The 14,293-nt window shown below is 45.2% G+C and carries 12 protein-coding genes and 1 pseudogene; 6 read left to right on the forward strand and 7 right to left on the reverse strand.

All coding sequences use genetic code 11. The features are described 5' to 3' along the window. Nucleotides 1-114 precede the first annotated feature (114 nt). The 3 genes and pseudogenes from AC58QG_RS28640 to AC58QG_RS28650 form a co-directional block, all read right to left on the reverse strand. On the reverse strand, nucleotides 115-1,380 hold the full coding sequence (locus tag AC58QG_RS28640) for an erythromycin esterase family protein (RefSeq protein ID WP_497365551.1): 1,266 nt from the start codon (nucleotides 1,378-1,380) through the stop codon (nucleotides 115-117). A gap of 163 nt (nucleotides 1,381-1,543) precedes the next feature. Next, nucleotides 1,544-2,224 (reverse strand): annotated as a pseudogene (locus tag AC58QG_RS28645) (LacI family DNA-binding transcriptional regulator); the annotation flags it as partial. A 115-nt stretch (nucleotides 2,225-2,339) separates the two neighbouring features. Continuing rightward, the gene (locus AC58QG_RS28650) at nucleotides 2,340-3,437 is read right to left on the reverse strand and encodes a LacI family DNA-binding transcriptional regulator (protein WP_497365474.1); all 1,098 of its coding nucleotides are present in this window, start codon (nucleotides 3,435-3,437) and stop codon (nucleotides 2,340-2,342) included. A gap of 258 nt (nucleotides 3,438-3,695) precedes the next feature. Between AC58QG_RS28650 and AC58QG_RS28655 the strand changes: the two genes are divergently transcribed. Then, nucleotides 3,696-4,553, forward strand: coding sequence for a helix-turn-helix transcriptional regulator (locus AC58QG_RS28655; protein WP_497365475.1), 858 nt, complete (start codon nucleotides 3,696-3,698; stop codon nucleotides 4,551-4,553). 100 nt (nucleotides 4,554-4,653) lie between these two features. Here the strand turns inward: AC58QG_RS28655 and AC58QG_RS28660 are convergent, their stop codons facing one another. Continuing rightward, nucleotides 4,654-5,595: a nucleoside hydrolase gene (locus tag AC58QG_RS28660; RefSeq protein WP_497365476.1), complete on the reverse strand. Its 942-nt coding sequence runs from the start codon at nucleotides 5,593-5,595 to the stop codon at nucleotides 4,654-4,656. A gap of 436 nt (nucleotides 5,596-6,031) precedes the next feature. Here AC58QG_RS28660 and AC58QG_RS28665 point away from each other — a divergent pair, with 436 nt between their 5' ends. Next, entirely contained in the window at nucleotides 6,032-6,961 is a 930-nt protein-coding gene (locus AC58QG_RS28665; RefSeq protein ID WP_497365477.1) for a helix-turn-helix domain-containing protein, read from the forward strand. Between the two features lie 25 nt (nucleotides 6,962-6,986). Here the strand turns inward: AC58QG_RS28665 and AC58QG_RS28670 are convergent, their stop codons facing one another. Continuing rightward, nucleotides 6,987-7,472, reverse strand: a complete 486-nt coding sequence (locus AC58QG_RS28670) for a helix-turn-helix domain-containing protein (protein ID WP_497365478.1) — start codon at nucleotides 7,470-7,472, stop codon at nucleotides 6,987-6,989. Beyond that, nucleotides 7,473-7,784: an AraC family ligand binding domain-containing protein gene (locus AC58QG_RS28675; protein WP_497365479.1), complete on the reverse strand. Its 312-nt coding sequence runs from the start codon at nucleotides 7,782-7,784 to the stop codon at nucleotides 7,473-7,475. Between the two features lie 79 nt (nucleotides 7,785-7,863). Here AC58QG_RS28675 and AC58QG_RS28680 point away from each other — a divergent pair, with 79 nt between their 5' ends. After that, entirely contained in the window at nucleotides 7,864-9,243 is a 1,380-nt protein-coding gene (locus AC58QG_RS28680; protein ID WP_497365480.1) for a hypothetical protein, read from the forward strand. Nucleotides 9,244-9,345: 102 nt separating this feature from the next. Here AC58QG_RS28680 and AC58QG_RS28685 read toward each other — a convergent pair whose 3' ends face one another. Then, complete coding sequence (locus tag AC58QG_RS28685) at nucleotides 9,346-10,479, reverse strand: LacI family DNA-binding transcriptional regulator (protein ID WP_497365481.1); 1,134 nt, start codon at nucleotides 10,477-10,479, stop codon at nucleotides 9,346-9,348. Nucleotides 10,480-10,706: 227 nt separating this feature from the next. Between AC58QG_RS28685 and AC58QG_RS28690 the strand changes: the two genes are divergently transcribed. The 3 genes from AC58QG_RS28690 to AC58QG_RS28700 all read left to right on the forward strand — a co-directional run bounded on the left by AC58QG_RS28690 (nucleotide 10,707) and on the right by AC58QG_RS28700 (nucleotide 14,183). Continuing rightward, the gene (locus AC58QG_RS28690; protein ID WP_497365482.1) at nucleotides 10,707-11,663 is read left to right on the forward strand and encodes an ABC transporter permease; all 957 of its coding nucleotides are present in this window, start codon (nucleotides 10,707-10,709) and stop codon (nucleotides 11,661-11,663) included. Beyond that, nucleotides 11,663-12,586, forward strand: coding sequence for a carbohydrate ABC transporter permease (locus tag AC58QG_RS28695; protein WP_497365483.1), 924 nt, complete (start codon nucleotides 11,663-11,665; stop codon nucleotides 12,584-12,586). Before AC58QG_RS28690 ends, AC58QG_RS28695 begins: the two co-directional genes overlap by 1 nt. An 88-nt stretch (nucleotides 12,587-12,674) precedes the next feature. Beyond that, entirely contained in the window at nucleotides 12,675-14,183 is a 1,509-nt protein-coding gene (locus AC58QG_RS28700; protein ID WP_497365484.1) for an extracellular solute-binding protein, read from the forward strand. Nucleotides 14,184-14,293 lie beyond the last annotated feature (110 nt).

Genomic DNA, 14,293 nt, shown 5'->3' on the forward strand with positions numbered 1-14,293 from the left:
CCGCCCTAATATGGGAGGGTTGTACTATTTATTAATTAACTTGTAGATCTCATAAAACTTTCTTAAATCTTCCAAGCTTCTAGCTTGTAGTTCATTAAATTGAAAGAACTCAGATCACACAAGCACTTTTTCTATCGTTAGTGGACGAAGCGCATGGCTCTCGTCCACATGCACGAAAGCATCGTACCGCCGAGCCATCACCGAGGGAACGTAGTTCCCTCGCTCTGAAGAGGGGCGGTACACGACCCCGATGGCACGGTGCCCCAGCACCTCGTGCCCGAGCAGCGGATCCTCCTGGCGAAGCAGGAGGATCTGATCATGCGCGCCAGCGCGATGCATGAGCTCCTCCCAGCTGCCACGCTGGGCAGCTGGCACTGGCATCGTCGCCACCGGCGCGCCCCAAGCTTTCGCGGCAATCACGGTGCCGCGGTATGTGCCGAAGCCGATGGCGTATACATCGGCTTCGCCGTACGCTTCGCGCACAAGCTGGCCGACGTTCACCATGCCGTCGGCCAGCATATCTGTTGCACGCGCATCGCCGATGTGCGTGTTGTGCTCCCAGACGATGACCTTGGCGTCTGGGCCGTGGTAGTCTGCGAGGCGGCGCAGCGCCTCGACCATGTGTCGGTCGCGGACGTTCCACGATTCCGCGTCGTGTCTAACCATGGTGCTGTAGTAATCCTCAGCATTCACAGCGGCGAGCGCGTTCAATTCGGCACTAAGGGCAGCTTCGCTGTCCTCGTCATATCGAACGCGTTGTGTGTGAAGCTCCTTCAGCAGCTTCACAACATCATCCTTACAGCTTTCGCCGTAGAAAGCTGCGGAAACGCCGTAATTTTGCCCCTCTTTTTCATAGGAGTCGAAGCACTCAAAGGCTTTGCGGGCCAAAGCCAACTGCTCAGGTGTACCTTTTTCCTGTAAGTATCGTTCGATTTCTTCCAAAGACTCCCATAAACTATAGACGTCGAGTCCATAAAACCCAACGCGCTGCGCCATCGGTTTATCTTCATTGTGCTTTCGCAGCCAATCGATTAATTCTCCAACTTCTTCATTCGCCCACATCCACGTTGGCCATCGATTGAACCCTTCCATCACCTCAATGGAGCTTGGCTTCGCATCCTTATACTGCTTCACGTAGCGGTTAACCTCATAGCAGGAAGGCCAGTCCCCCTCAACAGCAATAAAGGAGAATTCCTTCGTTTCAATTAATTTACGGCTTAATTCCATGCGCAGCTTATAAAATTCGGAAGTACCATGCGTGGCCTCGCCAAGTAAAACATACTTCTTGTCCCCGATCGCTTCGATTAACACATCCAAATCATCAGAGCTGTTCAAGGGCGCAGCCTGCTTCTTAATTTGTTCCACAATGCGTTCATCCATGTTCACTTGTGTTTACTCCTATTCCTAATGATTTTCATACGTAGTATGCACCAAAATAGGAGGATAAAGACGAAAAGACGAATGTTCAGAAGATCGATGATCTACAAAGCATTCGTCCTTGATTTAGATGTACCCAATCTGATAAACCGAAGTTGGCTGCAGACTACGAAGACACAGGTGTTGTTATATGCCTAGCGGTGCTGTCGCGGATGACCAATTCAGGTTTTTTGGGCATTTCGATGGTAATAGGCTTTCCTTCGATTCGCTGCAGGAGAAGATCAACAAGTTTGAAGTTGGACCATGTAATGTCATAACATACGTTCGTTAGGTTCGGGCGGAGGCTGCGGAAAAAATCAGAAGGACCAAAGCCAATGATGGATACATCCTGAGGCACACGGTATCCATAATCAGTAAAGAAGTTCAGGGCTGCGACGGTTGTAATCTCATTGGATATCATAAGGGCAGACGGCTTTTGGGTTTGGAACAATTGATAGATTGCGTTATAGCTTTGTTCCATTTGCCCTGGAAGGGTCACGATCATCTCGTCTCTAAATGGCACGCCGTAATTTTCCAGAGCTTTTTTGAAGCCATTAATTCTGTCGATATTAAAAGATAAGACATTGCCTCGAACAATCCCGACGAGGAACCGAATGTCCGTATGATTTAAATCGAGCAAATATTTGGCAGCCATATATCCGCCTTCAAAATCATCGGAGGATACATAATAGCGATCTTCCGGATTGTCGGAGTATTTCATGTTGAATACATAAGGAATTTCAGCTTCTTCCAGCAAGGCAGTCAACGTGTCATTGTGAGAGGGGCTAAAAATGATGAAGCCATCGGCTACTTGATTTTTACCCCTTTTACGTTTTCAGCCGGCAGATGAATAGAGGCTTCAGCGCTCTCGGTTGGACAGCATCGCTGTGTGTAGAACGGAAGCAGGGAGACCCATTACAGTGTTAGATCCGAATCTGCGGCGGCAGTACCGGCTCTGGATGATATCTGGCGGTGCTGTCGCGGATGACTAATTCTGGTTTTTTCGGCATCTCGAATGTCGGTGACTTGCCTTCGATTCGCTGCAGCAGAAGATCGACGAGCTTGGAGCTGGTCCAGGAAATGTCATAGCTGACGTTCGTTAAATTCGGACGAAGACCGCGGAAAAACTCCGAAGGACCGAAACCAATGACGGATACATCATGGGGCACCCGATAGCCATAGTCAGCGAAGAAGTTCAAGGCGGCAACCGTCGTAATTTCATTGGAAATCATAAGGGCCGTCGGCTTTTGCGTTTGGAACAATTGATAAATATCGTTATAGCTTTGTTCCATTTGACCAAGAATGGTCACAACCATCTCATCTCGGAAAGGTACACCGTATTGCTCCAATGCCTTCTTAAAGCCATTAATTCTAGCGATATTGAAGGACAGTATGCCGCCTTTGACGAGACCTACCAGCAGACGGATGTCCGTATGGTTCAAATCGAGCAGGTACTTGGCTGCGATATATCCGCCTTCGAAATCATCAGAGGATACGTAATAACGCTCTTCGGTATTGTCAGAATATTTCATGTTGAACACGTATGGAATTTCCGCCTCATTTAGCATGGAAGTCAATGTGTCATTATGCGAGGGGCTAAAAATAATAAAACCATCCGCCACCTGATTTTTGATAACCTCAAAATAAGAATGCGAATCTCCATTTGCCGAAGTAATGATTAGAATATTGTACCCCTCAACATGGGCTTTTTCGGTTAAGGCTTTGAATTGAGCCTGAAATCCGGCATTAGACAGGATCTCGCTAATATGCGACTGGCTGATTACGAGGCCAAGGATATAGCTTTTGCCTGACTTGAAGATCCGAGCGGTCTTGTTGGGAATATAGCCTAGGCTTTCAATGACTTCTAGCACCTTTTGCCTTGTGCGCGGTTTGACGAGGTCGGAATCATTCAGTACCCTGGATACGGTGGAAGTCGTGACATTAGCTTTAAGGGCTACGTCGCGGATAGTGGGCTTTTTGATTGGATCGCTCCCCTTAGTGGAAAATGTTAACGATACCATTATAGCATTTATTTGAAAATTTATCATCCATATATTAATTTTATTTATTGAATAAATCAAGTTGACATCTGTGAAAAGCAGGTCTAATATGAATATGTAAGTGCTTTCATTTCTTTGTCGAACAAAATGGCAACGGTACCATTTCTTGAGTCAATTTCATTTGAAGAGAGGGGTATGACATTGCAAAATTCATTTTTAATTTCTGGGAACCAAGCTCATGCATATAATTTTTCCGATAGTGGAACTATCTTCTACAATTTGAGTTATGTATCCCACTATGACACAGCAAACGGACCCAAGATGCTGCAAAGCTTATTTGCGCGTAAAGGTGGAACGCAGAAGGTTAATGAAGCTCAAAGGTCCATCAATCATATGAACACTCAAAAGAGAAAAGAAAGCCTCCCGTCCGATGATCGGAAGGAACATAAGAGCTATGAATACTCATCACTGTTTGAGTTGGAAGAAAGGCTCTGCAGCACGATTATGCGAAGCACGATCAAGAAGCTGCAAGGGACGCTTGACTATATCGAGCTGTCTTTGGAAGACATACAACCAGGTGATACGATCACCGCAAGACGTGTATATCTTCACTTGACCCATGCCATTATCCGAACGATATATAAAGCAGGTTTTACGCTCAGAGATATGATGGGCTGTGATATTGACCCTTGTGCCCACATGGAGCAGTTCGCAACAAAACAAGAAATTCACCGTTATGTGGAAGGGATCTGCCTGCACATCTGCAAGTATATGCTTGGTTTGCGCATTGACAAAAATCAACGCATTGTGTGGGAGATCAAGTCTTTTATTGAAGAACACTTTAATCAGGATCTGGGACTGGAGTATGTGTCTGAGCAGGTGAAATGCTCTTCCACGTATATTAACCGCTTATTGAAGCAATACACGGGCAGCACCTTCTACAACTTGCTGACCGAAAGGCGCATCGTATGCTCCAAGCAATTGCTTTCCTTGAATGATTGGACGGTTTGTCAGATTAGTAATAAAGTAGGCTACAACAATGTACATAGTTTCATCCGTGCATTTAAGCGCAGTGAAGGCATAACACCCGGACAATTTCGCGAATTGCTTGTTTGCAGCACCATGGAAATTGAATAAAAGAGTTTGAACTGTTCGTAAGAGCATGGGCACACGGATCTAGTTGATGAACGAGGAAACTTTCATCTGCATAGATCGCGCGTGCCCTTTTTTTAATTATTTAGGATTTCTGCTGAAGCTTGGAAAAAAGATCCATGTACACAAGGCTGCGATCAATTTCAAAGGCTTCCTTATAAAAATGGCGTGAGTCATCGAAGGAATATGTGAAGTTAGGATTAAGGATCGGACTTCGCCGTACTGCAGAAGGCACCCAGTCCTCATTCAGCACCCAAGCGATCGCTGAAACATCCCAAAGTACTTTGGACCATCCCATGCGATCCTGGCCAAACCGGGTAAACCGACCGCGAATCATATCGCTAAAGTAGGTGCCCAGTTTATTTTTTCCACGCAGGCAGCTATCAATCTCATAAGGCGTTGTTAGCAGATGGGACGCCACGCTGTGACATGGTAGAACGACTAAAGGTACACCGCTGCCAAAAATAAGAGAGGAGGCATGATAATCCTGAGACACATTGAAAATTTTCTGAGTAGGCCACCAGTAGGAATTGGGACCGAGCCATACAACAACCATATTGTGGATGATTTCAGGGCATTTGGCGATGGCCGAAGCAACATTTGTAATGGCACCAATCGCGACTACGTACAGGGGATTGGCGGGTTCGGATGCAAGCGCGAGCTCGATGATTTTATCAGCTGCTTGACTCGGCACAGGCTCGTTTGGACTGCTCATGTATTGAGGAGAGCCTTTGTAGACAGGCGGCGCATTTTCCAACTCCATTAGTTGAAAAATGTTCAATATTTCATTGTAGCTCTTCTCCATTCCGTCCGCCGGACTGATCGAGTTCCAATTGAAAAATGGCGCAGCCGTTACGGCCAATACATCAAGCTTCTCAGGTGAAAGCAACGCGTAGGCGAGAGTGAACTGATCATCTACCTCATTGAAGGTATCGGTATCCAAGATCATTCTAACCCGACCTTCGGGATGTGTAAGTCTTTGCAGCATTGCGCTGTCTGTCAATTTGGGCCATGATGTTTGGTTCAATTGCTACCATCTCCTTATAGTAAAAGTATGAAAGAATCATACGTTGAATTATAGAGAAGCGGGAAGCATTCTGAAATACTCAATTATCTAACGATACCCTGCTTTTAAAATTGCACATTTGTTTGACTCAGCACGAGACCAAGTATGCAGCTATGATTATTTAAGCTGGTTTTCCGAAATCAAGCATTTCAATGTAATCGGTGCCATTTTTTGGTTAAAAAACTAATAAATCAAGTTGACATCTCCCGAAAGTAGTACTAATATTGGAGATGTAAATGCTTTCATTCTCTATTTAACAAAATGGCAACGTTACCATTTTTACTTTCAATAAGGGTTTTTACTACGTTTGAGAGCAGCACATTGCGAACAAGTACTTGAATACATGTTTTCTGGACAAAGACAGGATCAAAGAAAACCGTAAGAGAGGGGTGCGGCAGTGCAAAATGTAGAACAAATTTTTGACAAATCAGTCCCTACCTATCACTATTTTGGCATTGGAACGTCATTTTACAATTGGGATTATTTATCTCGCTCCGACCAACAAAGCGGACAGAAAAAGAGGCTGAACATGATCGCTTTTAAAGGGGGGGTATATAGGGATAATAAAGAGGTCAAAAGGCCAGATAACGCAACGAACACCCAAATGAAGGCAGAAAGCGTTCTCATCGATGATAGAAATGGGCATAAGACTTATGAATATGCTTTTCTGTTTGAGCTGGAAGAAGGGCTCTGCAGTACGATCATGAGAAGTACAACCAAGAAGATTCAAGGGAAGTTCGACGATATCGCATTTGCTTTGGAAAGTATAGAGTCCGATGATACGACTGCCGCACTGCGTGTGTACCTTCACTTGACCCATGCCATTATACGAACCGTATATAAAGCAGGGTTTACGCTCAATGAAATAATGGGTAGTGATGTTGACCCTTGTGTACATATGGATCAATTTGAAACCAAACAAGAAATTCATCATTATGTGGAAGGTATTTGCCTGCATATCTGCAAGTATATGGCTGATATGCGCATAGACAAAAATCAACGTATTGTGTGGGAGGTTAAGTCTTACATCGAAGAGCACTTCAATAAGGATTTCGGGCTGGAGCATCTGTCTGAGATAGTGAAGTGCTCTTCTACGTATATCAATCGTTTATTAAAGCAATACACAGGGAGTACCTTCTACAACCTGCTTACTGAAAAGCGCATTGTGCGCTCCAAGCAACTGCTGTTCTTGAACGATTGGACAGTGAATCAAATCAGCAACGAAGTGGGCTACAACAATGTACACAGCTTCATCCGTGCTTTCAAACGTAATGAAGGTATTACACCCGGGCAATTCCGCGACTCGATCGTCGGCAGCACGATCTGAATTTGGAATGAAATCTATGTTTTGACTAGTTATGATTGCTTCGGTACTTACCGGGTGTTTCTTTCGTCATTTTTTTGAACATTTTAGCGAAGTGATGAATGTCGGAAAAACCGCAATAACTAGCAATTTCTTGTATGGAATAGGCTGTATTCCTTAGGAGCTCTTGGGCGTGATGAATGCGAAGATGGAGTAAATATTGATGTGGAGGCATGCCGAATTGCTCCCGAAAAACCACAGCAAAACGAGAAGGAGACAATTGGGCGCGCTTCGCCATCGATTCCAAAGTAATGGCTTCAGATAAATGAAACGAGAAATAAGAAGTAATCCAGTTGAGTGACTGCGGCTTCTGGTAGTTATTCAGTTGAAAGAGAGGCACCTGCTTCAAGATGCTGATGATGAGCTCGTTCGCCAAATGATGGGCTTCCATTTGGTTCAGCAGATCCCCTTCCAGCCAAAGCCCGATCATACGCAGCATCGTTTCTTTAACAGCGGCAGGATGCTCAGGCTGCAATTACAAAGGGATGTGAATCCCTTGCATGTCATTGAGCCGAGGCTGCAGCAAATGAGAAAATGCACGGATATCGGCTTGTCCAGGACGAGTTGGAAAGCTCCTCTCGCGCTGTTGATTGTAAAATAAATCCAGATGAACATAAGGGGTTATCGTCTTGGTTGTTCCCTCCAGGGAGTTCAGATCACCTGGCTGAAGTAAACAATAATCACCTGCTGAAAAGCTATGCACGACTCCTTCCAAATTAACTTGAAGTACGCCTTCCTGGACATAGATCAACAAATAATCGAGCAATCGTCTTTCTGGAAAAAACAATAAGCTGTGACAAAGTCAACCTTTCAATATTCGTTTATAATCAAGAAAAAATATAAGGATAGGGAGTGAAATTGCATATATGGAAAGAGTCAGAAACAACAATTTGGGCCTAATCCCTCTAGCAGGTACCTGCAGCTACGAAAGGGCATGCGCTGTCGGTTATGATATCGACCATACGGTGAGCTTATTGAAACGGTATGTGTACGTGGAAACCCAACTGACGAAAATATTCGCCGCCCATATTGCCCATGTACCCGAATGGGAAGTGAAGTGTGCCTCTGGCTTGCACATGTGGCTGGATGCGGAGCATTGTGCTATGCTCCGCAAACGGATTACGGAGATGCGCGAGCCTCCGCTTTATTTGGATAAAGTTCCGGATGCTACGATCGAACTATTTTTCCAGGAGCTGATTCGTGCAGAAACGACCCTGGAGCTCATGGTTGGTATTTATGGCGTTGCCAAGAGGGAACTCATCCGTTCGCTGAAAAAGCATTTGGCCGAGACCAATCCGCTTGTCGATCAACCTACCTGCAGGATGATCAAATTCATGCTGATTGAAGAAGAAGAGATGCAGACTTGGGGAGAACAGGCGATTCACGCGCTGATGGTAACCGAGGAGGATCATATCGCGGCATGCAAGTGGCAGGAGCATTTGGAACGCTGCCTGCAAGCTACAGGAGGCTTTTCGGGAGATTTGGAGAAGTCGGCGGACTGGAAGCCTGTCGTCCCACGTACCGAGGTTGGCAAGCCTTATGAAATGAAATCAGAACCTCGCCGGGATGCCCGATTTGTCGATAAATACAATTCAGAGGGGAAAATAGATGACTATTACCTCGAAGAAACACGTCCAGCAGACGAAAGAACGTATGCCTTAATCTATAAACGTTTGAAGGAAATGACGGTGCCGGAATGGATGGGGCCCATCATCTACAAGACGCAGGGCAAGCCGTGGGATTATTATGTGGACATGAGCCGGCAGCTGTGGGATGAAACCCGTCATTCCATGCTTGGTGAAGTTGGATTGTATCAAGACGGAGTCGAATTTTATAAATACCCGATAGACTTTAGAACAAGCTTAACTTTGAATACGCATTTCGAGCCGCTTGATTCGCATATCATTCTTTGGTATTTCGAACAGAGGCAAATGCCTAAAAAGACGGGGAAACGACTAGAGTGGGTCATTGCCAAATCGTCGGATAATAAGCTAGCCCAAACATTCCAGGATTATGATTGGGCTGACGAAGTGCTTCACACGCAAATCGGCAGAAAATGGCTTGTGCCGGAAATTGGCAGCTTGGAAGAGCTGAAGAAGAGAGCGGAAGAGCTGCTTCCAAGTATTGTGGAAGAAAGGGCTAAGTTTGACGAACGATCAAGTCGAAAGCAATGGTGGCCAGAGTTTATCGCCCAGATTCGAGCAGGACGTGACCGGATCCGCAGCACGCAGTTGCAAAATCAATAGGGACCAAAAAGAAAAACTCCGTATGGAGCGACCTGTTTAGGAGAACAGGCGCTTACCCATACGGAGTTTTCAGTCAGTAGGCCTAATAGCCGAGAAAGATGGCTAGAAAATTCGTGCCGTGCTTTCCCTAATGATCAGTTCGGGCTTTTCTGACCTTACAGGGGTCACTGGCTTACCTTCGATCCGCTGGAGAAGAAGATCGACTAGTTTGTCGCTGGACCAGGCGATGTCATAGCTGACATTGGTTAAATTCGGCCGGTGATGTCGGAAAAATTCCGAAGGACCGAAACCAATAACAGACACATCCTGTGGCACACGATATCCATAATCATGAAAATAGTTTAAGGCGGCAACCGTTGTAGTTTCATTGGAAATCATTAGGGCTGTCGGTTTTTGCGTTTGGAATAATTGGTGTATAAGGTTGTAGCTTTCTTCCATTTGTCCGGGAATGGTGACGATCATCTCTTCTTTGAACGCTATGCCGTATTCGTCCAGCGCCTTTTTGAAGCCGTTGATTCTGTCTACATTGAAAGGCATGATAATACCTTTGACGATTCCAAGGATAAAGCGAATATCTGTATGGTTTAAATCAAGCAAATATTTGGCCGCCACATATCCACCTTCAACATCATCCGAGGATATGTAGTAGCTGTCATCAGGATTGTTGGAGTACTTCATGTTGAACACGTAGGGAATTCCCGCATCCTCAAGTAGGCTAGCCAGGGATTCATTGGCGGACGGGCTTAAGATGATAAAACCGTCGGCCACCTGGTTTTTGATCACTTCAAAGTAAGAATTGGATTCAGCATCAGCTGAAGTGAGAATCAGCATATTATAGCCTTCGCTGTGCGCTTTCACCGTCAGCGCTTTAAATCTTTCCTGGAATCCGGCGTTTAAAACGAGCTCGCTAATATGCTGCGTACTAATCACTAGTCCGAGAATATGGCTTTTGCCGGATTTAAACACGCGTGCCGTTTTGTTTGGAATATAACAGAGGCTCTTGACCGCTTCCAGTACACGCTGTCTTGTCCCAGGCTTGACGAGGGTGGAAGCATTCATAACCCTGGATACAGTGGAGGGTGTTACTTTTGCTTTTTCGGCAACGTCATAAATGGTCGTTTTTTTGATTGTAATACCATCCTCTCCCACATGTAGACGAACGTTCATCAATTTTAATGACATCGTTACCATTTCGGTTTTATTATAGGGAAACAGAGGAGGATCTGGAATGTTCAATTATCTAACAAACCTTATTTCATAATTGCACATTTGTTTCATAATTGCACAATCAGGTAAGCTAACTGTATATTTACTTCATACTAAGGAGAGGGCTATGATAGAACTATCAAACGGGAAGGGTTGGAGGTAATGAATCGATGACCAAATAACAACATCATTTCACAGAAAATTCCGAAAATTATAGCACTGTAAATTAATGTATATAGATTGCGAGGTGTATGTATATGAGAGTGAAATCAGGCTCACAGCCTGGGAGGATCGTCAGCTCCACAAATCAGTCGCTGGCGCTGACTAGACTTCTGAAAAACCTCATCAAATATAAGTACTACTATATGATGTTGATCCCGGGCCTCCTGTATATAGCTATCTTTCATTATGCTCCGATGTTCGGGTTGGTTATTGCTTTTCAGGATTATAAAATTTTTAAAGGGGTGCTGGGCAGTAATTTTGTCGGCTTCGACAATTTTATAACCCTGTTTAAATCACCTCAGTTCGTTACCGCCTTGAAAAATACGTTTATTATAAGCGCCTACAAAGTTGTCATAGGTTTTCCGATTCCGATTCTGCTGGCTCTTCTAATTAATGAAGTTCGCGCCTTGATCTTTAAACGCAGCGTACAGACGATCCTCTACCTGCCTCACTTTCTATCATGGATCGTAATGTCCGGTTTGTTGTTTAACTTCCTTTCCGACCAAGGGCCGATCAATAAATTGATTAAGATGACTGGTGAGAAGGCGATTTACTTCTTCAGCGATTCGGTGTACTTCAGAAGCATCTTGGTCATATCCGACATATGGAAAGAGATGGGCTGGAACGCGATTATTTATCTAGCCGCACTGACTGTTGTATCCCAGGAAATGTATGAAGCGGCCAAGATGGATGGAGCTACACGGTTTCAATGCATGCTGAAGATTTCGCTGCCTAGTATTATGCCAGTCATTATGGTGATGCTGCTGCTGAGAATGGGAAGCGTCCTTAACGTAGGGTTTGAACAGGTATTCAACTTGTATAACCCGATGCTTTACAATGTCGGTGACATCATTGACACGTATGTTTACCGGATCGGTGTTCTGGAAAGTAAATTCCATATTTCCGCTGCCGCCGGCATGTTTAAATCCGTGATTGCTTGCATCATGGTAGTTACCACCTACTACTTCCTAGAAAAAGTGGAGGATAAATAATGAAATCGATACTTCCGCACACCTCAAAGCCTCGCCGTCGTAAATTTGTTCTCAACGTTGACAATGCTTTCGGAGTTTTCAACATAGTCCTACTTACAGTTATTACACTGGCAACATTGCTGCCGGTTATAATTGTCCTGCTTAGTTCGGTAACACCGATGAGTGATGTTATCAAACAACCCAAAGCGTTCATCGTTATTCCGACCAGCCTCACACTTGAATACTATGCCTGGTTATTTCGAGGCAGCTCGAAGCTCATCGATGCTTACACGATAACGATTCTCAGAACGCTGATTGGTACAACGGTCAGTCTTGTTATCACCATTCTGACGGCGTATCCGCTTTCCAAGAAGTTTTTGCCGGGGCGTGGTGGCGTTATGACGATCTTCTTCTTCACCATGTTGTTCTCCGGGGGGATTATTCCAACCTTCCTGATCGTAAACAGTTTATATTTGACCAATACATTCTGGGCAATGATTATTCCAAGTGCGTTAAGCGTTTACAATTTGATCATTATGCGGACATTTTTCCAAGCGATTCCGGTTGAATTGGAGGAGTCGGCGATTATTGACGGCGCTTCCGAGATGACGACTCTGCTAAAGATTATTTTGCCGGTATCGTTGCCTTCTCTGGCTACCATTAGCTTGTTTTACGCAGTGGCTCATTGGAATTCATTCTTCGACGCGGTCATGTATATTACCGATCGGCATTTATGGCCGTTGCAGCTGCTGTTGCGTGAAATTTTAGTTGCGAATGATATAGGCGATCTTGCACTCGGCGGCTCGCTGTCGGACACCAGACCGCCGGCCTCGGTGCTCATCAATTCCACTATTGTGGTAGCTGTGTTGCCTATCATGTGCGTCTATCCGTTCTTGCAGCGTTATTTTGTTCAAGGCATGATGGTCGGTTCCATCAAGGGATAAGCAATCGGTACTAGCTATCCCAAACATCGACAAGCCCCGCCAATCGGCAGGTTTGTAATAAGAACATATAAATGGGAGGTTATGGAAAATGGACGGAAAACAGAAGGTCAGCATTGGAATCTCAGCCGCATTGCTTCTATCACTGGTTACCGCTTGTACTAAAAATGATACAGCACCACCAGTTGCAGTTTCAAGCACTGATGCGGGTCCCATCAAGCTATTGTATACAAAGGGTGGTTTTGAGAAAGCTCCGGACAGCAATCCCATCAAAGATGCGATTGAAAAAGCCACGGGCGTGAAATTCGATATGATTTCCCCGCCTTCGGCCAACTTTGCAGATCAAGTGCCGGTTATCCTAGCGTCCAACGACAAGCCGGACGTTTCCATGATGCCTACAAGCCAAGCAGTTTTTGACTATGCTAAGCAAGGCGCGCTGCTGGATTTGACGCCTTACTTGAGCTTGATGCCGGATATTAAGAAGAATATTCCGAAGGAAGCACTGGATTACTTTACTGTAGACGGCAAGTTGTGGGCCATTCCGCTTTGGCTCAGCCCGCAACGTTACAATTTCGTTGTTCGTGCCGACTGGTTAAAAAAGCTTAACCTTGCTGTACCTAAAACACTTGACGAACTGCACGATGTTCTGAAAGCTTTTGTTGAGAAAGATCCTGACGGCAACGGCGCTAAGGACACTTATGGTCTCAGCGGCTTGGGGCTTGATTCTCTTGACGGTATCTTCGGAGCGTTTGGTGTTGTTGCCGGCGACGCGCCATGGGTGAGCACTGCGAAAGCGAGCGTCTATTTCGTTGAAAAGGATGGCAAGCTAATTCCGCAAACTACGCGTCCTGAGGCGAAGGAAGCTTTGCAGGTACTGGCAAATTGGTTTAAAGAAGGTCTGATCGATCCGGAAATGTTTACTCAGACCTCGGCCATAAGAGACGAGAAATATATGAAGAGCCGCTATGGCGTATCGGCGAACTGGTGGACTTGGGAGTCCAACATGGATAACAATGTGAAGAAGACCGACCCTAACTTCGAGTCGATTCGGATTGCTCCACCTATCGGACCTCGCGGTGAGTCGGGCTTACGCGGTCCTGGTATGATTGCTCGTGGCGTAGTTGTTATGAAAGATACTAAGCATCCTTCCGCTGCTGCCAAATTTTTGAACTATTTCAATACAGAAGAGGGCGGATTTACGACTTACACTGGTGTTGAAGGCGTGCAATGGGAGAAGAAGGACAACAAAATCTACACCACAGAGCAATGGAATAAAGATAGCAAATGGATTCAATGGTACTCTTTGTTTGAAAACGAGGCTCCTCTGTTGAAAGTAGAAACTTACGCGGTTCAATCTCGCCGTGACGCCTTCAACTGGAAAGTAATCAAAAATGCTGCCGATATGATGAACGTTCAGGCTGAACTGAAATATCAAGCCGACTTGCGCGGACTGACAGCTGATTATTATGCTCGCTTCATTACTGGCAAAACACCTTTGTCCGAATTCGACAAATATGTTGATGAATTCAACAAACGTGGCGGTAAAGAATGGACTGATGAAGTTAATAAAATCTATCAAGAGAAAAAAGCAAAAAAATAGCTCGCAGATCAGTGGCAGTGAATAAGGAGGGGGCTAGCCAAGGCTTCGGGCATACTGGCCTCTCCACAGTTGGAAGGAATGATCCGGCCGTGGGAATTATGACGAACGCT

It is taken from the genome of Paenibacillus sp. J22P169 (assembly GCF_059691995.1).